Below are 20837 nucleotides of genomic sequence, written 5' to 3'. Positions count from 1 at the left end.
GCTCGGGCCTGCCAGCTCGATCCCCCTGGCTCAACGGGATAACGTGATCTTGGAGGGGAACGCAAATGCCTGAGAATGCCGCGGGTCGGAAATTTCGAGTTCTGTTCGTCTGCACCGGAAACATCTGCAGATCACCGTTTGCGCAGGTTCTGACCCGGCACCTGCTCGACGTGCACCTTGGTGCCGCGGCGCAGGAGTTCGAGGTCACCAGCGCCGGGGTCGGTGCGGTGGTCGGGGCGCCGATGCATCCGGCCAGTCGGAGAGCCCTGGAACCGTGGGGGTTGGCCGGGGCGGCCGCGCAGGATTTCCGGGCTCGGCAGTTGACCGCCCTCGATCTTGCGACCGCCGATCTGGTGCTGACCGCGACCACGGCGCATCGTGCCGATGCCTTGCGGATCCGTCCGAAATCGTTGGCGAATGTCTTCACCGTCCGGGAATTCGCTGGTCTGGTCGGATCGGTCGACCTGTCCGGTCTGCCGGTCGACCCGGTGGCTCGGGCGCTGGCACTGGTCCCGGCGGCGCGCGGTGCACGCGGAATGACCCCAGCGTTGTCCGCGGAGGACTACTCCGTCCCGGACCCGATTCGTGGTTCGGTTGCCGATCACCTCAACTCGGCGCGGCTGGCTGCCGAAGCACTCCAGGCGACGGTTGCCGCCCTGGTGCCCGCCGGCGGTTCCGCATTGGCCCCCGGTGCCGGATACGCCACCGGTTGAGCAATTCACCCGCTGTTGAGACCAGCGCAGCGGCCGGTGATTCGAGCCGCGGGATTTGCCGGTCCATTGCGGCAACGCAGACATGACATGCCGGAAACCCCTAACGGCGGCGGACATAGTTCGCTGCCCCGTATTCCGACGTGCTTATCCCCAGGGCAGTCGACGGGGAATACCCCCGATTTCCATTTCCCCTCCAGACCTAGCGTGAAGGGCGGGACTCCTCCGTTCGGAGGAGGGTGAACGCGCAGGATCCGCCTGTGCTTGCCGATGGGGAGATCAGATGGCGAACCACTCGATGCTCGACTGGATCCTGAACCTGCTGCGTGACGACCACGCCCGCGCGGCGTTCAACCAGGACCCGGTCGCGACTCTGACGTCGGCCGGCTTCGACACCAACTGCGGGGACCAGCTCGACGAGGTCCGCCGCACGCTCGTCGACCACGCGTGCATCGCCTCGAACGGCGAGGGGCACGGCGGCGAGTCGGGCGGCGCGGGCTGGGACTCGGGCTGGGACGGCGAGCACGACCACGACGGCATCGGCAAGATCCACCACATCCTGCGGGACTACCGGTGGACCGAGACCACCAACATCACCCACAACGAGACCACGAACACGGTCACGAACAACACGACGAACAACACGACGAACAACACGACGACGACCACGACGAACAGCAACAACACGACGAACAGCAACAACACGACGAACAGCAACAACACGACGACGAACAGCGATAACGGGAATCACAGCGACAACGGAAACAACAGCCACAACAACACGGACCGGAACGCGACCGTCAACGGCAACGGCAACGTGGTCACCACCGGCGACCACGACCAGGTCGGCAACGGCAACATCGCCGGCGACGGCAACCAGGTCGGCAACGGGAACGTGCAGGGCAACGGCGACAACACCATCAACGGTGACCACGACACCCAGAACACCGGCATCGGCAACCAGCTGATCAACGGCGACATCCTCAGCCACGGCGGCCTGATCTCCGGTGGCGTGCTCAACGGTGGCGTGATCAACGGCGGGCTGCTCGACCCGACCCTGCTCAACGGCATCGGCAACGGGATCCTGTCCGGCAACGGCAGCATCCTGTCCGGCATCGGCGACGGCCTGCTGAACGGCTCGGCCAACGGCCTGCTGAACGGCTCCGCCAACGGCATCCTGGGCGCGGTCGCGAACGGCACCCTCGACGGGACCCTGAACAACGCGCTGCAGGGCGGCGTGCTGAACGGTCTCGGCGGCATCCTCGACGGCAGCCCGATCCTCAACGGCAGCCCGATCCTCAACGGCCTCCCGATCCTGGACGGAAGCTCGGTTCTGTCCGGCCTGGTCAACGGCGACGACGTACTGGGCGGCGGCATCCTGAGCCCGACCGTGATCGCTCCGATCACCGACGTGCTGAACCCCAACGGCCTGCTCCACGACGGCGTGCTCGACTCCGCCACCGGCATCCTGAGCGGCCAGGGCGGCATCGCCGACGGCCTCGGCGGGATCCTGAACAACCAGAACGGCATCCTCGACTCGACCACCGGCATCCTGAGCAACCAGGGCAGCGTCGCCGACAGCCTCGGCGGGATCCTCAACTCCGGCACCGGGATCCTCGGCGGCAACGGCGAAGAGGTCGGCTACGTCGGTGACGTCGCCGAGAACCTGCTCAACCCGATCGTGGCCACCGCGCCGATCGGTCTCTCGGTGCTCGACCCGGTCGTCGGCGCCGGCGGCATCGCCAACGGCCTGACCGCGATCGCTCCGGTCGCCGACGGGCTGACCGCCCTGGTTCCGATCGCCGACGGCCTCACGGCCGTGGCCCCGATCAGCGCGCTGACCGCTCCGGTCACGGCGCTGGCTCCGGTGAACGCCCTAGACGGCGTCACCGCGCTGGCGCCGATCGCGGGCATCGCGGACGGGCTGACGGCGACCGCCCCGATCGGCGCCCTCTCCGGCATCACCGGGGTCGCGGGACCGATCACGGCGCTGGCCCCGATCGCCGGCATCGCTGACGGGCTGACGGCGATCGCGCCGGTCGGTGGCGTGGCCGACGGCCTCACGGCCCTGGCCCCGATCGCGGGCATCGCGGACGGTCTCACAGCCCCGATCGGTGTGAACGCGCTGACCGCTCCGGTCACCGCTCTCGCGCCGATCACCGCCCTGGCCCCGATTGCGGGCATCGCGGACGGGCTCACGGCCATCGCGCCGATCACTGCGCTGACCGCGCCGATCACGGCCCTGGCCCCGATCAACGCCTTGGCTCCGATCGCCGACGGCCTGACCGCAGGCGTTCCGGTCACCACCGGCCCGATCAGCGCGCTCACGTCGCCGATCACGGCCCTGGCTCCGGTGACTGCCCTGGCTCCGATCAACGCGCTGACCTCTCCGGTCACCGCGCTGGCCCCGGTCACGGCGCTGGCTCCGGTCACGGCGCTGGCTCCGATCACGGCCCTGGCACCGATCAACGCGCTGACCGCGCCCATCACCGCGGTCACCTCGGTGCTGACCGGTCCGGTCGCCACCGGCGCCGCCAGCCCGACGACCACCGCCGGTGTGAGCAACCTCCTCAACGGCGCGACCACCGTCGTGGACCCGCACACCGGGGTCCTGGCACCGGTCACCAGCGCGGTGGACCCGTCGACGGTCCTGTCCGCGCCGACCAGCGCCCTGAGCAACGTCTCGCCGAGCGTGGACCACGTGGTCACCACCGCGGTGGCCCCGGCCGTACTCGACGGCATCACCTCGACGGTGACCAACCCGACGGTGAGCCCGATCGCGAGCGTCGCCCCCGGCGTCGTCTCGAACGTCGGCGCCACCACCTCACCGCTGCTGGATGTCCTGCACTCGCAGAACAGCCCGCTGGCAACCCTCACCGCTCCGGTCACGACCGCGGCCGACACGGTGCACACGGTGGCCCCGGTGACCGCCCTCGCTCCGGTCGGCGTCTCCACGCCGGTCACCACGGCGGTCGACGCCGTGCACGCGGTGACCACCGGTGACGTCTCCGGGCTGACGACCGACCTGTCGCACCTCGTGACCGCGCCGATCGACACCCACGCGGCGGACAACGTGGCCAACTCGCTCCACGGGGCCGACACCACCGCGACGGCGGACACCGCCGCTCACGTCACGGACTCGGTGAACCACCTCATCCACGCTTTCTGACGAGCCCGCGAGGGAACCCCCCAGGAAACCGAATGGCCCGCTCCGGGAGGAGCGGGCCATTCGGCCGTTCCGGCCGAGACGTCTCAGGGACGCACTGAGGCGTTCGGTGAGGAACCGGAACCGTTCGGGGAGGAGCGGAACTCCGTGGAGCCGGAGTCCGTGCTGTCCGGCGCGGGCGCCGGGGCAGCTGGTGCAGGCGCCGGTGCGGCCGGTGCGACCGGCTGGGTGTGCTGCTGGGCGGGGGCCGGCGCTACCGCGGCCGGCGCCGGAGCCGCGGGCGACCAGGAGGTCCAGCCCGAGTCCGGGCGCGGATCCACCACGGGGTACGCCGGTCGCTGAACGACCCCCTGCGGTCGGGCCGGCCGGCCCGGGCCCGGGATCACGACGACCCGGCGCGGGCCGACGGCTGTCGCGGCGTTCCGCCCGGTCGACCGCTCCGGCGCCCGAGCCTGCGTCGGTACTGCGACGGTGATCGCCGGTGGGTTGGCCGGAGCCGCCGTCGGCGCGGCCGGCTGGGCCGGAACCGCGGGTGCGGCGGGTGTCGGGGCGGCGGGTGCCGCGGCAGGTGCCGGGGCCGCCGGGTGCGCCTGTACCGGCGAGGCCGCCGACCGGTGCGGGGTCTGCAGGTAGTGCTGGCCGAAGGTGCCGGCGACCATCGCCATGGTTGCCGTGGCCAGCAGGAACAAGGCCCGGTGCCTGCGCTGCCGGGGCGGGTCCACGACCAGCACGGGGGAGGCCGGGACCGTCGCGTCCGGCCGCGGCGGAGCGTCGGCCTCCGGCCGGCCCGCCGTGCCCGTCTCCTCGTTCTCGTCCATCGACTCGGTGGCCTCCGCGGCGGTCCGGGCGGCCGGCACGCTCGACGCGGGCGCCGGGACCGAACGCAGCGCCGACAACGCCGCACCCATCGCGACCGCCAGCTTCGGGTCCAGCCCACGGTCGAGCTGCACGCCGGGCCCGAGCCGGGCCGACAGGGACTGCACCACCAGCGGGATGCGCGACGAGCCGCCGGTCAGCAGCAGCCGCTTGAGTTCGCCGGGTTCCAGGTCGGCGGAGTCCAACGCGCTCTCCAACGCGTCGATGCTGGACGCCACACCGGGGGCGATCAGCTCCTCGAACTCCGCGCGGGTGATCCGCACACTGGTGGCCAGTTCGCCCAGCAGCACCGGGATCGTCGCGGTGGTGTCCGTGCTCAGCGCCTCTTTCGCATCGACGCACTCCCGGCGCAGCCGGGCCAGCGCGGTGACGACCATCGGGTCCGCCGGGTCCAGCGCAGTCTTCGCGGCGCCCAGCCCGTCCAGGACGTGGTCGAGCACTGCGTCGTCGAAGTCGATGCCGCCCAGATTCGGCAGCCCGCTCGGGATACCGACGACGGCGAACTGCCCGTCCGCGCCGGCCCGCATCACGCAGGCGTCGAACGTGCCCCCACCGAGGTCGTAGACGGCCAGGGCGCCGGCGGCGGTCAGCCGTCCGGAGTGGGCGTAGGCATACGCGGCCGCGGCCGGCTCGCTGATCAGCCGCGCCCGGCTCAGGCCCACCTCGGCCAGCGCGCGGGCCAGCAGTTCGCGCTTGTGCGGGCCCCAGGAGGCCGGATGCGTCACCGCGATCTCGTTCGGCTCGCGGCCCTGACGCTGCGTCACATGCGCGTTGACCCAGGCAATCAGCTTCGCTGCCAGCGTGTGCGCGTGGTAGGCGTCGGCGCCGATGAGCAACGGGGTCTCGTCGCCGATGCGCCGCTTGAATCGACGGACCACGTGGTCCGGGTCGACCAGCGCGCGGCGTTCGGCCGCATCGCCGACCAGGAACCCCGAACCGCTGCTCAGGTGCAGCACCGAAGGCATCGTGTCCGCCCGACTGCCCAGCGGCACGGCGACCGCCAACTGCCCGGGGGTGGCCACGGCCGCCGCCGTGAACGTCGTCCCCAGATCGATCCCGAGTGCGTAGCCCCCGGTGCTATTGCTTCCGGTACCCATTTCGGGTTGCCCCTCCCGCTGTTTGCCCGCCTTGCGCCCGGGTTCATATGACCCGAGTAGGGGCTGTCCGCGCGCCCCGGGGGTTGGAAAGGTTCCTTGACCACGGGCCCGCTTTGCCGTCCTGGTGGGGCGTTCCGGAGGGTGGGACCGACCCGCTGACCTGCGGGTTTGCTGGGGCTTGACAAACTGGGACGTAAGGCAATTTATGGGGCCTTCGTTACTTGTGTTTCATTTGATACCAGTGGGGTTGATGTGGTCAGAGCCCTCGGACCCCCTAATGATCATGCGGGGCTCGCGGGATTTTCCCCGATTCGGGGCATGTGTCCGCACTGGCAGCTTTCTCGGCATGACGGGGCGAACAACCGAACCGTCCTGAAGACGAAGACACCGATCACGACCGAAGGACGGCGACAAAGATGGCCACCTCTCTCCTCGACTGGATCATGCATCTGCTGCAGAACCCGGAGGCCCGCGAGCACTTCCAGGCCGACCCGCAGGGCGCGATGACTTCGGCCGGCCTCGGCTCCGTCTGTGGCCAGGACGTCCGCGACGCTCGTGCGTTCCTGCTCGACAACCCGAACGTGCACCAGCTCGACGACAACAAGGCGGCGGTGCGCGGCGAGGCCGGGCACGACCACGTCAAGCACCTCGTCGACAACTACGCCTTCGCGCCGAGCCACAAGGCCGACAACGTCATCCCGGTCGCGCACACCTCGAGCCTGCGCGCCGACCACGTCCGCGGCGACGGCAACGACGACCACCACCACGCCGACCGCGTCAACCACGTGAACCACCGCGTCAGCGAGCAGCGCATCCACGACGACCGGCACGACCGGTACGCCCACATCAACGACTCGCACGACGAGCACGAGCACGCGTGGCACGAGTACGGCGTCGGCCCGACCACCGACGGTGGCACCGGCGGCGACCTGCACCACTCCCACGTGGCCCACGACCAGCTCGAGATGGGCGGCCGCGGCAACCTGCTCGGCGACGGCAACGACTTCAGCCAGACGTCCACCCGCAGCGCGACCACGAGCTCGGACAGCCACCAGCACGACCAGACCGTCAGCGGCAACGGTGCGGCCGGCCGCAACATCACGGCCAACCACACCAACACGGTGGACCACACCGACACGACGGTGAGCGGCAACGGAGCCTCGGGTCGGGACACGCACGCCGATCACACCACCGTCAGTGGTAACGGCAGCGCCGGCCACGACGTCCACGTCGACAAGAATGGCCCGGTCATGGGACAGGGAATGGCGAACGGCGACATCGACCACACCGGCAGCCTGGCCGGCCTCGACCACACGGTCTCCGTCGGTGACGTGAATCTGCTCTCCGGTCTGGTCAACACCGGCGACGTACTCGACGGCAGCCTCGACCACAGCCTGAACCACGCCGTGGACCACAGCCCGATCCTGTCGCCGCTGTCCGACGACCCGATCCTGTCCAACGACCCGATCCTGTCCGGCGACCTGAACCGCAGCCCGGTCCTGTCCGGCGACCTGAACAACAGCCTCAACCACGTCCTGAACCACGACCTCAACGGCGACCTGAACCACAGCCTGAACCACCTGGGTCAGGGCAGCCTGGACGACCTGCTGCACAACACGGACGTGCACGACATCCACGACATCGGCCACGAGATTCACGTACTGGCCTAGTAGTCCGACAGCGAGCTCGCCTCGAGATCCTGCTTCACCGTCCGGGGGGACGGTGGGGGGAGCAGGGGCAAGCCAGAAATCCGAGCTCGCCGCACGACCCTGCAGTTCGACCAACCCAGTGGGGGGACCACGTGGGAGGGGAAGCAGGGGGTAAGGAACACCTCGGCTCGTCCGCCTGCCCGCGAGTCGCGTGGTTAGCCCCACGCGACCGACCGAGGTGAAAGGATCGGCCCCGTCCTGGGCAACGCACCCCAGGACGGGGCCATCCCTCTTTCCGGGATGGGTTGGGGATTCCGGCGCAGGGCAGGTGGGGCGGATGGCGGCAGCGGAGGCAGTGGTCGGCACCGTCGAGGCGGCGCTGGAACTGGCCGTGGCCTGCGGCCGGAAGGACTTGGCGACCCGCCTGCGCAGGGCGGCGGTGGGACTGGCCGACGACCGCGTGCGGGTCCTGGTGATCGGCGAGTTCAAGCAGGGCAAGAGCCAACTGGTCAACGCGTTGGTGCGGGCCCGGATCTGCCCGGTCGACGACGACATCGCCACTTCGGTGCCGACCTCGGTGTCCTGGGGCGAGCAGCCCTCGGCGGCGCTGGTGAAGGAGAAGCCGCGGGCCGGTGACGGCCCGGATCCTGCCGAGCCGGAGTACGAGCGCACCCCGATCGCGGTCGACGACCTGGCCGGGCACGTCAGCGAGACCGGCAACCCCGGCAACCGGGCGGGCCTGTCCCACGTCGAGGTCTCGCTGCCCGCGACGTTGTTGGAGGGCGGGCTCGAGCTCGTCGACACCCCCGGGGTCGGCGGCCTCGGTTCGGTGCGCGCCACCACGACGTTGGCCGCGCTGCCCGGCGCCGACGCCGTCCTGCTGGTCTCCGACGCCGCGCAGGAGTACACCGGCGCCGAGCTCGAGTTCTGCAAGCACGCGGTGAAGCTGTGCCCGAACCTGACGTGCGTGCTGACCAAGATCGACCTGTACCCGGAGTGGCGGAAGATCTACGCGCTCAATGCCGAGCACCTGGCCGCGGCGGGCGTCACCGCCCAGGTGATCCCGGTGTCCTCGACGCTGCGCTGGCACGCGTTGGAGCGCAACGACAACGAGCTCAACGTCGAGTCGGGCTTCCCGGTCCTGGCCACGCTGCTGACCCAGATCGTCCAGCACGCCGACCTGCTGACCCGTCGGGCCGCGGCGAACACGGTTCTGCGGGTCACTGAGCAACTCTCGTCGGCGTGTTCGTCCGAGCTCGGCGTCGCAGAGAACCCGGAGACGGTCGACGCGATCATCCGCGGGCTGGCCGAGGCCAAGTCCCGGATCACCGCGCTGCGCGACCGGTCCGCGCGTTGGCAGCAGACATTGGCCGACGGCGCCGCCGATCTGTCCTCCGACATCGACTACGACCTGCGCGACCGGCTGCGCGAGATCACCCGCGCCGCGGAGGAGGAGATCGACTCCTTCGGCGACCCGGCCGTCGTCTGGGTCGAGTTCGCCCCGTGGGTGGAGGAACGGGTTGCCGCGGCCACCTCGGCGAACTTCGTCTGGACCCATGAGCGGGCCCGCTGGCTGTCGACCCAGGTCGCCGAGCACTTCGCCGAGGACGGGCAGTTGGCGCTGCCGGAGCTCGAACTGGTCAGCGGGACCTCGATGCTCGACGAGATCCGCCCCATGGCCCTGTCCAGTACGGATGACCCGAACATCGCCGACAAGGCGCTGACCGCCGTCCGTGGCGGCTACATCGGGACGCTGATGTTCGGCATGTTCTCCACCGTGGCCGGGTTGGCGATGCTCAACCCGTTCTCGGTCGGCGCCGGAATGCTGCTCGGCGGACGGACGTTGCGCGATGAACGCAAACGGTTGCTGACGAAGCGGCAAGCCGAGGCGAAGGTGGCCGTCCGCCGCTACACCGACGACGTCATATTCCACGTAGGCAAGGATTCCCGCGATCTGCTGCGCCGCCTGCAACGGCAATTGCGCGACCACTTCACCGACGTCGCCGCCGAGTTGGAGACCTCGCTGGCCGAGTCGATGCGCACCGCGGAGACCGCTGCCCGTGCGGACGCCGCCCAGCGCGACCAGCGCGTCTCCGAACTGCGTGCGTTGCTGACCCGGATCGCCACCGTCGAACGGTCAGCCGCCTCGCTGGTGTCCGCCCCGCCGGCCGTACCCGCGGGCTCCGACCGTGGCTGATCGGCCCGAGATCGGCTCGCAGGTCGCCGTGCTGTTGCGCCGCGCCCGCGAGGTCTACGTCGACCTTCCCGAGGTCACCGAGCGCATCGACGCCTGCGCGGCCCGCCTCGACGGCCCGATCCGGGTCGCCATCGCGGGCAAGGTGAAGGCAGGCAAGTCCACGCTGCTGAACGCGATGGTCGGCGAGATCATCGCGCCGACCGACGCGGGGGAGTGCACCCGGATCGTCACCTGGTACCGCGACGCCCCGGTGCCCCGGATGACCCTGCAGAGCCACGACGGCGGCCTGCGCGACCTGCCGATCAACCGCAAGGATGGTCGGTTGCTGATCGATCTGTGCGGGGTGGCGCCCGAGCAGGTCGAGCGGTTGTCGGTCGACTGGCCGTCGATCGACCTGGCGGCGATGACGTTGATCGACACGCCGGGCATCGCCTCGACCTCGGCGGAGCTCTCCGCCCGCACCGAGGCGTTCCTGACGCCCGGGTCGGAACCCGGCGAGGCCGACGCGATCGTCTATCTGATGCGGCACGTGCACGCGGACGACATCGGTTTCCTGCAGGCTTTCCACGCTCACTCTGCCACCGGCTCGTCGCCGGTGAACACGGTCGCGGTGCTGTCGCGGGCCGACGAGATCGGCGCCGGCCGCGTCGACGCGCTCACCTCCGCGGGCCAGATCGCCCGCCGGATGCGGTCCGACCACGCGATCCGTGCGCTGTGCCAGACCGTGGTCCCGGTGGCCGGCCTGCTTGCCGAGACTGGACGGACCCTGCGGCAGGCCGAGTTCAACGCGCTGGCCGTGTTGGCCGCCGCCGACCGAGACTACGTCGAGGGCCTGTTGCTGTCCGCCGACCGGTTCTCCCGCGAACTCCCCGAGGGCGCGCCCGACCTGCCGCCGGCGGAGGTCCGCCGCGAACTGTTGGTCCGGCTCGGGCTCTTCGGCGTGCGGATCGCGCTGCCGTTGATCCGTCAGGGCTTCGCGGATGCCCCGGCGTTGGCCGGCGAACTGGTGCGGCGCAGTGGGTTGGCAGACTTGACCGGGGCGCTGGCGGCGCTGTTCACCGAGCGGGCCGGGCTGCTCAAGGCGCGCTCGGTGCTGCTGACCCTGGAGCGGATGATCCGGCAGGTGCCGACCGACGCCTCGGCGGAACTGCTCGGCGAGATCGAGCGGATCACCGCCGGGGCCCACGAGTTCGTCGAGTTGGCGCTGCTGGGAGCGCTGCGCGCCGGGGTCGTGGCCATGGATCCGGAGCTGACCGCGGAGGCCGAGCGAATCCTCGGTGGCTCCGGGCAGAAGCCCTGGGTCCGGCTGGGCCTGAACTTCGGCACGCCGCCCGCGAAGCTGCGCGCCGAGGCGGCCGAGACCCTGACCCGCTGGCGCCGCCGGGCGGAGAACCCGGTCTCGGTCCGAGCCGTGGCCGACGCCGCCAGGGTGGTCGTGCGTACCTGCGAAGGGATCATCGCGGCGCTGCCGCCGCAGGGAGCCTGACGTATCGTCAGTTCTGATCCCGGCTTGGGAATGCCGAACGCCCCCGGCCGTGGGGGCCAGGGGCGCTTGGGGAGTCTTCGGCAGGCGCGGGTGGCGTCAGGCGGTCGGGCCGACCGGGCCGGGGCCCTCGCCGGGAGCGGTGACGTTCGGCACGTTCATGTCCGAGCCGTCGTCGCCGGCTGAAGGCATCTTCGGGTCGGCGGGGAAGTTGGGGTCGGCGGGGGCGGCCGGGGCCTGCTTGCCGGCGCGATCGGCGGGCAGCGCGGACGGCGCGGGCTGGTTGCTGCCCGGCTTGCTCTCGAAGTCCGGGGTCGTGACCTGTCGGCCGTTCTCCGCCGTGGTCGCCGGCTTCGGCGCCGGGGGCTGCATCTCCTTGCCGGTCTGCGGCCCGCCCGTCGAGTCCGCGGAGGTCTGACCACCGTCAGCCTGCATGCCCGGGTTGTACGCGTTCGGCGGACCATCCGGGTTCGGCTGCGATACCCCAGACTGCGGCGACGGGACGTCAGCTGCAGCGGCGCCGGTCGCCGAGGGGCCGGCAACGACGAGTAGGCCGGCGCCGATCGTGGTCCAGAGCTTCCAGGAATTCCTCATTTGCCGTGTCCCCCTGCATCCAGGCCGCGGCCCGGGCATTCCGGGCCTAACGGGAGCAACACTGCTCGGATCGGGCAATCGCGCGAAATCGGGTTACTCCGTCCGTGCACGCCGATCATCGATGATCTGGCGGGGCTCTCTCATACGCGGCGTGGGCTCTCTCATGCGTGAAACGGGGCTACGGGCCAGGTCTGGCCCCATCGGTATGACGCCTCGCTCATCAATGATCGGAGCGGACGGCCTACTCGGCAGCCTCGAGGGTGGCGCGCAGCCGGGAGAACAGGTCGGCGCGACTGGTCGCGCCGCAGCGGTGCCGGATGCGGGCGATGTGGTGCTCGACGGTCTTGGCCGAGATGAACAGCCGGGCGCCGATCTCCTTGTACGTCAGGCCGTTGACCAACAGCGCGGCGACCTCGCGCTCGCGGTCGGACAGTGGGACCTCACCGGGTCGCGGCGACATGGCGTGTGCGCGCACCGGTGCCTCCGGCGCGGTGCCGGCCGCCGGCTCGAGCGGGCGCAGGTCCGCGGCCGCGACGTCCGGGCGCAGGCTGCGCGCGCAGCTGAGCAGGCTCGTCATCACCGCCCGGTCCTCGGCCCGCACCGCGGCCTGGCCGGCCAACCGGGAGGCGTCCCAGGCGTGCCCGATGGCGTGCAACCGGCGGGCGGCCCCCTCCACCTCGGCGGCGTCGATCTGCCCGGCCATGACCCGCAACCAGCACCGGGCCGCCTCGGCGAGCACCTGGGCCTGCGGGTAGGCCGTCGCTGCGACCAGCGCGGCCACGTGCGGCGCCGCGTCCTCCGGACGCTCGCCCAAACCGGCCGCCTGCACGGCGTACCAGTGCATCGGCGCCGCCCACAGGGGTGGTTCGCCCAACCGCGCCAGCAGCGCCCAGGCCTCGGCCAGGTGCGGAGCGACCCACCCGGCTTCCTTCAGCCGCTCGGCCGCCACGGCCAGTTCGCCGAGTGCGTGCAACGTGAACAGGTCCACCGGGTGCCGGACGACGGCCTGCCGAGCTCGTGCCCACGCGATCGACAGCGCGCCCAGGTTGCCCTCCCGGCGGGCGATGCCGACCTCGATCGCCGCGGCGATCAACTCCTCGCGCGGCTCCAGCGTGCCGCCGCCCGGCCCCGGACAGGCCAGCAACGCCCGGGCCCGATCCAGGTCGCCGCGCTGCATCGCGATCCAGGCCTGCAACACCTGATGTCGCGAGCGGGCGAACTCCCCGCCCAGCCCGATGCCGACCGCGCGGGCCAGCACCGACTCGGCCACCCCGAACTCGCCGCAGTTCAACGCCACCACGGCGGCCAGCGCCGCCGGGGTGTCGGACAGCAGTGCTCGGGTCGCGCCCGGTTCGAGCAAGGCCGCGGCGCGGGTCAGCTTCGACAGCGCAGCGCTCGGCGTCCCGGTGACGGTCTCCAGCAGGCCCTCGGCCAGCAGTGTCTCGACGCCCTCACCGAGGGTCGGGGCGCCGGTGCCGCCGTTGGTCGCGGCGGTCGCGCCGGCCAGGTCGCCGGTGCCCAGCAGGGCGGGCGCGGCGGCCGCAGCCGGGATTCCGGTCGGGCCGGCGAACCAGCGGTGCAGCGCCGCGCTGCGCGACAGCATGCCGCGACCGGCCAGGATCGCGGCTGCGACCGTGATCGCCACGTCGCGGTCGGCGGCGTTCGGGTCGCCGACGGCTCGGTCGGCCAGGCGCAGTGCGTAGTCCAGGTCGCCGGTCAGTGCGGTCGCGCGTGACATCCGCCCGGCGACGGTCTCCACCGGCGCGCCGGCCCGGACAGCCTCAGCCAGCAGGGAGGCGATCACCCGCGGGTCGGTGGCCTCGGCGGCGCCGGCGACGAGCACGGCGGCCACCTCGGGCCCGGTCGCGCCGACACCGGCCAGTTCCTTCGCGTAGGGAAGCATCGACCCGCCGCGGCCCAGCACCAACGCGGCAAGGCGGGTCCGCAACGCCTGGAGGCGCATCGGCGCGGTCAGCACGCGCACGGCCACCCGGACGATGGGCAGCACGGTGCCGGCCTCGATGAGCAGGCCGGAGCTGGTGGCGTCCTGCGCGGCCCGCTCGATGCGGTCCGGGCCGATGCCCAGCACCTGGGCGAGCAGGCCGGGGTCCGGGTCGGTGCCGATCGCCAGCGCGTGCAGCAGGCTCGCGCTGTCGGCGCCGAGCAGGTCGACCTCGAGACGGATCTGTTCGAGCATCCCGGTCGGCACTCGGGTGGGCACCCAGTCGGCTGCCGGGCGGTCCGGGATCAGTGCGGCGTCGCGCAGTGCCACGGTGAGCAGGCCGACCAGTCGCGGGTTCCCGCCGGCCTGGTTGTGGATCCACTCGGCCAACGCCGGGGTGGCGTTGCGCGGGCACAGCGCCTCAACGCGGCTGCGGCTGGCGGGCAGGTCCAAGCGGCCCAGCACGATCGGCGGCCGGATCCGCCCGAGGGCCCCGGCCAGGGTGTCCAGCGCCGGGCGCGTCGGCCCGGGTCGGGCGGCGACCACCAGCCGGACGCTGTCGGAGCCGGTCAGGGAGATCAGGTACGCCAACTCGTCGTCGGAGAGCGTGCGCGCGTCGTCGACCAGCAGCGCGCACTCGCCGTCGGCCGGCGTCGGCCGCCGACCCGGGTCGCGCAGCACGGTCACCCCGGCCGCCGACCACAGCCGGGCCAGCGCGTCCAGCACAGTCGTCTTGCCGGTGCCGCCGGCGCCCACGACCAGTACGCGCAGCGCGGCCAGCGGATTGCGCGCGACCTCGGTGCACAGCGCAGTCGCCTCGGGTCCGCCGGTCAACGCCGGGGCCGGTGCGGGCCGGCCGCCACTCAGACTTCGATCCGTGGGGTGGGCGAGGATGTCCAGACCCCCGACGGGTCGAGCCACTGGGCATTCCTCCGTCGGTCTGGCCGGGCGCCGGATTCCATTCGGGCTCGGCTGCTGGGTGGGACGCGGAGCGCGGCCCCCCGGTTCCTGATCCGAAGAGCCCTCGGCTTCAGGATGAGCAGCCTGTCCCAGTTTGCCCCATAGATCACATACGGCACAACAGTCCCAGGAGTATCTGTGTCCTGGGCGATGGTGGCTCAGCCGCGAAGCTGGCAGAATTGGCCCCGAGACGTCCGGTACCCACCCAGGACTGGAACGACGAGCGATGACTGAACCCAGCAGGCCCGACCGAGCTGCGCCGCACCCCGCCCGCCTGGCGGTCGGTGTACTCGGCGCCGGCCGGGTGGGCGCAGTGCTCGGGGCGGCGCTGATCCGGGCTGGTCACGAGGTGGTGGCGGCCTCCGGGTTCAGCCGGGCCAGCCGGGAGCGCGCCGCCGAACTGCTCGGGATCGACTGCGTCGACCCGTTCGAGGTCGCCGCACGCAGTTCGCTGCTGCTGCTCGCGGTCCCCGACGACGCCTTGCCGCCGCTGGTCGAGGCGTTGGTCAGTGCCGAGGCAGTCGCACCGGGCACGTTGGTGGCGCACACCAGCGGTCGCTACGGCACCGCGGTGCTCGACCCGCTGACCCGCGCCGGGGCCCTGCCCTTGGCGCTGCACCCGGTGATGACCTTCACCGGCACCCGGGTCGACCTGGCCCGACTGGCCGGGGCCTGCTTCGGTATCACCGCTCCGGAGCCGCTGCGGCCGGTGGCCGAGGCCCTGGTGGTCGAGATGGGGGCCGACCCGCAGTGGGTGGCCGAGGAGCACCGGGTGCTCTACCACGCGGCCTTGGCCAACAGCGCGAACCACCTGGTCACGCTGGTCGCGCAGTCGGCCGACCTGCTCGCGGTGGCCGGCGTGGAGAACCCGTCGCGATTGCTCGGTCCGCTGCTGGGGGCCGCGCTGGACAACGCGCTGCGCAGCGGCGACCACGCGCTGACCGGGCCGGTTGCCCGCGGCGACTCCGGAACCGTCGGCGCGCATGTGACCGCGATCGCCGGGCAGTCCCCGGAGGCGGCGGCGGCGTACGTGGCCATGGCCCGCCTGACCGCCGACCGGGCACTGGCCGCCGGGCTGCTGGACTCGACGCGCGCCGCCGACCTGCTCGAGGTGCTCCGCCGCCGGCACCCTTTCGAACGGGCGGAGGGCGGCGACCGATGAGCTTTCCGATCGCCAACTTGTGTCGGGTTTCGGGGCCCTCGCGACGTCCTGAGAGCCCCGAGGCCCAACACAAGATGCAGGCGGGGGTGGCGGGATGAGCCTCTTGGTGGCACGCACCCGGGCGGAGTTGCGGGCGGCGCTGGCCGGTTTGCCGGACCCGCGTGGCGTGGTGATGACGATGGGTGCCCTGCACGACGGGCACGCCGAACTCATGCGCCGGGCGCGCAAGGACTGCGGAACCGTCGTCGCGACGATCTTCGTCAACCCGCTGCAGTTCGGCGCCGGCGAGGACCTCGACCGGTACCCCCGGACCTTCGACGCCGACCTGACGGTGTGCCAGGAGGCCGGCGTGGACGTTCTGTTCGCTCCCGACGACTCGGTCCTGTACCCGTCCGGTCGCCCGGCCACGATCGTCACGGCGGGCCCGGTCGGCGACCACCTCGAGGGCGCCACCCGACCCGGCCACTTCGACGGTGTGCTGACCGTCGTGCTCAAGCTGCTGCATCTGACCGGACCGGCGCTGGCCTACTTCGGCGAGAAGGACTACCAACAGCTAACGCTGATCCGGCAGATGGTCCGCGATCTGGACCTCGACGTGGAGATCGTCGGCGTTCCGACCGTCCGCGAGCCCGACGGGCTGGCCCGCTCAAGCCGCAACCGCTTCCTGGCCGACGAGGAGCACCGCGCTGCCCTGGCCCTGTCCCGGGGTCTGGCCGCCGGTGCGGCGGCCGGGGTAGACGGTCCGGACGCGGTGCTGGCCGCGGCCCGGGCGCACATCGAGTCCGCGTCCGGAGTGGCGCTGGACTACCTGGAACTCCGGGCGCCGGACCTCGGTCCGACACCCGGTGCCGGTCCCGCTCGGCTGCTGACCGCGGCCTGGGTGGGAACGACCCGGCTGATCGACAATCTGCCCGTGCTCCTGGCGGCCCCACCGCCGGGAAGCAAGCCCAGGTAACTCCCGCTGCACAGCTCTTGAACGGATATGGAACTGTTACCGATCGCAGTGGTGTTAATGCAGTGACCGGCCCTTACCCATCGAAGGGACCCTCTGATGTTCCGCACCATGCTCAAGTCCAAGATCCACCGCGCGACCGTGACCCAGGCTGACCTGCACTACGTCGGCTCGGTCACGATCGACGAGGACCTCATGGACGCCGCCGACCTGCTGCCCGGCGAACAGGTGGCGATCGTCGACATCGACAACGGCGCCCGCCTGGAGACCTACGTGATCCCGGGCCCGCGCGGCTCCGGCGTGATCGGCATAAACGGCGCGGCCGCCCGCCTGGTCGCGCCCGGCGACCTCGTGATCATCATCAGCTACATGGGTGTGACCGACCGGGAAGCCCGCGAGCTCAGGCCGACCGTCGTGCACGTCGACGGCCGCAACCGCATCGTGATCATCGACGGCGACCCGGCCGCCCCCGTCCCCGGCGTCGGCACCGCCCGCGGCGACCTGCGCGGCGACGGCCTGGTCGATCCGGTCGACGACCCGCTGCTGCACCACCACGCAGCGCACCGCTGAGCGCGTCTCCTCGTCCGCAGAAAGCACGCAGGTGACCGAAAGCAGCTCCGCCCCGCGGCTGATCGCGCGGTTGGCGGCACCCGATCCGGGATGGACGACGCAGGCTGCGGTCGTCGTCGTGGGTTCTGGGATCGCCGGCCTGACGATCGCGCTGCAGGCCGCGGCTGTTCTGCCGGAGTCGCTCGGCCCGGTACTGGTGGTCACCAAGGACGTGCTCTCGGCCGGGTCCACCCGGTGGGCGCAGGGTGGTATCGCGGCCGCACTCGGCCCGGGCGACAGCCCGCAGGAGCACCTGCGCGACACCGTCGCCGCGGGCGACGGCCTGTGCGACACCACCGCGGTCAGCGTGCTGGTCACCGAGGGGCCACCGGCCGTGCGGAACCTCATCTCCACCGGCGCGGTGTTCGACCGCTCCGCCGACGGGGAACTCGCCCTGACCCTGGAGGGTGGGCACCGGCGCCGCCGCATCGCCCACGCCGGCGGCGACGCGACCGGGGCCGAGATCCAGCGGGCGCTGGTCGACGCTGTCCACGCCGAACCGCGCATCCAGGTGATCGAGCACGCCCTGGCCCTGGACATGCAACTGACCGCCGATGGCGCCGTGGCCGGGATGACCCTGCACGTTATGGGCGAGGGTCAACCGCACGGTGTAGGCGCGGTCGCCTCGGGCGCGGTGGTCCTGGCCACCGGTGGCCTGGGGCAGGTCTACGCCGCCACGACGAACCCGGTGGTGGCCACCGGCGACGGTGTCGCGATGGCGCTTCGGGCCGGCGCGGTCGTCCGCGACCTGGAGTTCGTGCAGTTCCACCCGACCGTGCTGTGGCTGGGCGAGAACACGACCGGGCAGCAGCCGTTGATCTCCGAGGCCGTGCGCGGCGAGGGGGCGGTGCTGCGCGACGCCGCGGGCGAGCGCTTCATGCCCGGCGTCCACGAACTGGCCGACCTGGCACCGCGCGACGTCGTCGCCAAGCAGATCCTGCGCACGATGTACGCCACCGGGCGGGCGCACGTCTGGCTGGACGCCCGCGACTTCGGCGAGGCCAAGTGGCGCGAGCGGTTCCCGACGATCCTGGCCACCTGCCGCGAGCACGGCGTCGATCCGGTCACCGAGTTGATTCCGGTCATCCCGGCCTGCCACTACGCCTCCGGCGGGGTGCGCGCCGACCTGTCCGGCCGCTCGTCGCTGCCCGGCCTGTGGGCCTGCGGCGAGGCCGCCTGTTCCGGGGTCCACGGGGCCAACCGGCTGGCGTCGAACTCGCTGCTCGAGGGCTTGGTCTTCGCCCAGCGGATCGCCGCGGACCTGGCCGTCAACCTGCCGCAGCGGCGCGAGGCCGCGCTCGACCGTCGCGAGCCTGGCCTGATCGACGGCGAAGTCAGGGCCGAGATCCAGGCACTGATGAGCGCGGGCGCCGGCGTGCTGCGCACCCGCGAGGGGCTGCTGCGTACGGCGGCCGAACTGGCCGGGCTGGCGGTCGACCGACCCGGGACGCCCGGGGTCGAGTCCTGGCAGACCACCAACCTGCACACGGTGGCCACCGCGCTGGTCGCCGCGGCCGGGCAGCGCGAGGAGACCCGCGGTTCGCACTGGCGCGAGGACTTCCCGGCCCGCGACGACGCCCGGTGGCAGCGTCACGTCGACCTGACCACGGCCGGCGGAGTTCTGGTGTCCAGCCGCAGCGACAGCACGCCGGAGTCGCGGGCCTTCCCGTCCGAGGTGCTGCTCGCGCAGTTCGCCGAGGCCGGTCTGAGCGCCGATCAGGTCGTTCACCTGGTCGAGCTCGCGCTGGCCGAGGACCTCGGACCGGGCAAGCTCGACGTGACCACCGCGGCCACCGTTCCGGCCGAGCAGTGGTGCGTCGGCGACCTGGTCGCCCGCGCCGACGGAGTGATCGCCGGGCTCGCGGTCGCCCGCGCGGTCTTCGAATACGTCAGCGACGGCGAGGTCGTCGTCGACCAACTGGCCAAGGACGGCGAGCGGGTGCATCGCGGCGACGTGCTGATGTCGGTCCGTGGCCGCACCCGCGACCTGGTTGTCGCCGAGCGCACCGCGCTGAACTTCCTCGGCCGCCTCGGCGGGGTGGCCACCGCGACCCGCGCCTGGTCCGACGCGTTGGCCGGCTCCGGCGCGCGGGTCCGCGACACGCGCAAGACCACCCCGGGGCTGCGCGCGCTGGAGAAGTACGCGGTGCGCTGCGGGGGCGGGGTCAACCACCGCTTCGCGCTGTGGGACGAGGCCCTGATCAAGGACAACCACGTGATCGCCGCCGGCGGGGTCGTCGAGGCGCTGGAGGCGGTCCGGGCAGCATTCCCCGGCATCCCCGTCGAGGTCGAGGTCGACTCCCTCGAGCAGCTCGACGCCGTCCTCGCGGCCGGCGCGGAGCTCGTGCTGCTGGATAACTTCAGCCCCGAGTTGATGCGCACGGCCGTCGCCCGATCCGGCGGCCGCGCGAAGTTGGAGGCCAGCGGCGGGTTGACCTTCGCCGACGCCGCGGCGGTGGCGGCGACCGGGGTCGATTTCGTCTCGGTCGGTGCGTTGACCCACTCCGTGAACGTGCTCGACGTGGCGTTGGACCTGCGGACGCCGGAGGCGACCGCAACTGGAGAGGTAGCGCGCTGATGCTGTTGACCATCGACGTCGGGAACACCCACACCGTGCTGGGGCTGTTCGACGCGGGCGTGATCTACCAGACCTGGCGGATCTCCACCGAGTCGCGCCGGACCGCCGACGAACTCGCGGTCACCGTGCGGTCGCTGTTGCAGCACGTCGGCGACGACTCCGAGGTGGTCTCGGGGATCTCGATCTGCTCCACCGTCCCGGCCGTCCTGCACGAGATGCGCGAGCTGGCCCGGCGGCACTACCCGGACGTGCCGACGGTGGTCGTCGAACCCGGCGTACGGACCGGCGTGCCCGTGCTGATGGACAACCCGAAGGAGGTCGGCGCCGACCGGATCGTCAACGCCCTGGCCGCCGCGCACCTGTACGGCGGGCCGTGCATCGTCGTGGACTTCGGCACGGCGACGACCTTCGACGCGGTCAGCGCCCGCGGCGAGTACGTCGGGGGGGCGATCGCGCCGGGCATCGAGATCTCCGTCGAGGCCCTCGGCGCCCGGGGCGCCCAACTGCGCAAGGTCGAGATGGCCCGGCCGCGGTCGGTGATCGGCAAGAGCACCGTCGAGGCGATGCAGTCCGGCATCCTCTACGGCTTCGCCGGTCAGGTCGACCGGATCGTCGATCGGATGGCCGAGGAACTCTCCGACGACCCCGACTCGGTGACCGTGGTCGCCACCGGTGGCCTGGCCCCGGTCGTGCTCGGCGAAGCCGGGAGCATCGACAAGCACGAGCCGTGGCTGACGTTGATCGGGCTGCGCCTGATCTTCGAGCGCAACGCCGCACTCTGACCCGCCGGCCGCAACCCGGGAACACCCGCGCTTGTTTTGCGGTCGTCGACCTTTAGCCCTGCCTGTCGGCCGTTATTTCG

At 71.8% G+C, this 20837-nt stretch carries 13 protein-coding genes; 10 read left to right on the top strand and 3 right to left on the bottom strand.

What is annotated here, in order from left to right; translation table 11 throughout:
- Positions 1-65 precede the first annotated feature (65 nt).
- A complete protein-coding gene (locus tag VHU88_21570) occupies positions 66-713 on the top strand; it encodes a hypothetical protein (GenBank protein HEX3614289.1) in 648 nt (215 codons plus the stop codon).
- Between the two features lie 280 nt (positions 714-993).
- Positions 994-3879 carry a hypothetical protein gene (locus VHU88_21565; protein HEX3614288.1) on the top strand — a complete coding sequence of 962 codons (2886 nt, stop codon included), beginning with the start codon at positions 994-996 and terminating at the stop codon, positions 3877-3879.
- Positions 3880-3962: 83 nt separating this feature from the next.
- Here VHU88_21565 and VHU88_21560 read toward each other — a convergent pair whose 3' ends face one another.
- Positions 3963-5849 carry an Hsp70 family protein gene (locus VHU88_21560; GenBank protein HEX3614287.1) on the bottom strand — a complete coding sequence of 629 codons (1887 nt, stop codon included), beginning with the start codon at positions 5847-5849 and terminating at the stop codon, positions 3963-3965.
- Between the two features lie 416 nt (positions 5850-6265).
- Here VHU88_21560 and VHU88_21555 point away from each other — a divergent pair, with 416 nt between their 5' ends.
- The 3 genes from VHU88_21555 to VHU88_21545 all read left to right on the top strand — a co-directional run bounded on the left by VHU88_21555 (position 6266) and on the right by VHU88_21545 (position 11181).
- A complete protein-coding gene (locus tag VHU88_21555; GenBank protein ID HEX3614286.1) occupies positions 6266-7519 on the top strand; it encodes an IniB N-terminal domain-containing protein in 1254 nt (417 codons plus the stop codon).
- A 316-nt stretch (positions 7520-7835) separates the two neighbouring features.
- Positions 7836-9695 carry a dynamin family protein gene (locus tag VHU88_21550; GenBank protein HEX3614285.1) on the top strand — a complete coding sequence of 620 codons (1860 nt, stop codon included), beginning with the start codon at positions 7836-7838 and terminating at the stop codon, positions 9693-9695.
- Entirely contained in the window at positions 9688-11181 is a 1494-nt protein-coding gene (locus VHU88_21545) for a dynamin family protein (protein HEX3614284.1), read from the top strand. The genes VHU88_21550 and VHU88_21545 overlap by 8 nt, the downstream gene beginning before the upstream one ends.
- 96 nt (positions 11182-11277) lie before the next feature.
- On the opposite strand, the gene VHU88_21540 is transcribed toward VHU88_21545, so the two are convergent.
- Both VHU88_21540 and VHU88_21535 read right to left on the bottom strand, forming a co-directional pair.
- Positions 11278-11772, bottom strand: a complete 495-nt coding sequence (locus VHU88_21540) for a hypothetical protein (GenBank protein HEX3614283.1) — start codon at positions 11770-11772, stop codon at positions 11278-11280.
- Positions 11773-12013: 241 nt separating this feature from the next.
- Entirely contained in the window at positions 12014-14635 is a 2622-nt protein-coding gene (locus tag VHU88_21535; protein HEX3614282.1) for a LuxR C-terminal-related transcriptional regulator, read from the bottom strand.
- A 265-nt stretch (positions 14636-14900) separates the two neighbouring features.
- Between VHU88_21535 and VHU88_21530 the strand changes: the two genes are divergently transcribed.
- From VHU88_21530 to VHU88_21510, 5 genes are all read left to right on the top strand, one after another.
- Positions 14901-15836: a DUF2520 domain-containing protein gene (locus VHU88_21530; protein ID HEX3614281.1), complete on the top strand. Its 936-nt coding sequence runs from the start codon at positions 14901-14903 to the stop codon at positions 15834-15836.
- 94 nt (positions 15837-15930) lie between these two features.
- Entirely contained in the window at positions 15931-16791 is an 861-nt protein-coding gene (gene panC, locus VHU88_21525; GenBank protein HEX3614280.1) for a pantoate--beta-alanine ligase, read from the top strand.
- A 96-nt stretch (positions 16792-16887) separates the two neighbouring features.
- Entirely contained in the window at positions 16888-17358 is a 471-nt protein-coding gene (panD, locus tag VHU88_21520) for an aspartate 1-decarboxylase (GenBank protein HEX3614279.1), read from the top strand.
- Between the two features lie 31 nt (positions 17359-17389).
- Complete coding sequence (locus VHU88_21515; GenBank protein ID HEX3614278.1) at positions 17390-19975, top strand: L-aspartate oxidase; 2586 nt, start codon at positions 17390-17392, stop codon at positions 19973-19975.
- The gene (locus VHU88_21510) at positions 19975-20757 is read left to right on the top strand and encodes a type III pantothenate kinase (protein HEX3614277.1); all 783 of its coding nucleotides are present in this window, start codon (positions 19975-19977) and stop codon (positions 20755-20757) included. Before VHU88_21515 ends, VHU88_21510 begins: the two co-directional genes overlap by 1 nt.
- Positions 20758-20837: the final 80 nt, after the last annotated feature.

The organism is Sporichthyaceae bacterium (genome assembly GCA_036269075.1).
Lineage (GTDB): Bacteria > Actinomycetota > Actinomycetes > Sporichthyales > Sporichthyaceae > DASQPJ01.
The sequence above is the reverse complement of the archived record's forward strand: the minus strand, read 5'-3'. Positions and strand labels throughout refer to the sequence as shown.

Excerpts from the sequence above, each read along its gene's own strand:
- VHU88_21560 (HEX3614287.1), bottom strand. The coding sequence starts at position 5,849 with ATGGGTACCGGAAGCAATAGCACCGGGGGCTACGCACTCGGGATCGAT.
- panC (HEX3614280.1), top strand. The coding sequence starts at position 15,931 with ATGAGCCTCTTGGTGGCACGCACCCGGGCGGAGTTGCGGGCGGCGCTG.
- VHU88_21510 (HEX3614277.1), top strand. The coding sequence starts at position 19,975 with ATGCTGTTGACCATCGACGTCGGGAACACCCACACCGTGCTGGGGCTG.
- VHU88_21540 (HEX3614283.1), bottom strand. The coding sequence starts at position 11,772 with ATGAGGAATTCCTGGAAGCTCTGGACCACGATCGGCGCCGGCCTACTC.
- VHU88_21550 (HEX3614285.1), top strand. The coding sequence starts at position 7,836 with ATGGCGGCAGCGGAGGCAGTGGTCGGCACCGTCGAGGCGGCGCTGGAA.
- VHU88_21570 (HEX3614289.1), top strand. The coding sequence starts at position 66 with ATGCCTGAGAATGCCGCGGGTCGGAAATTTCGAGTTCTGTTCGTCTGC.
- panD (HEX3614279.1), top strand. The coding sequence starts at position 16,888 with ATGTTCCGCACCATGCTCAAGTCCAAGATCCACCGCGCGACCGTGACC.
- VHU88_21565 (HEX3614288.1), top strand. The coding sequence starts at position 994 with ATGGCGAACCACTCGATGCTCGACTGGATCCTGAACCTGCTGCGTGAC.
- VHU88_21555 (HEX3614286.1), top strand. The coding sequence starts at position 6,266 with ATGGCCACCTCTCTCCTCGACTGGATCATGCATCTGCTGCAGAACCCG.
- VHU88_21530 (HEX3614281.1), top strand. The coding sequence starts at position 14,901 with ATGACTGAACCCAGCAGGCCCGACCGAGCTGCGCCGCACCCCGCCCGC.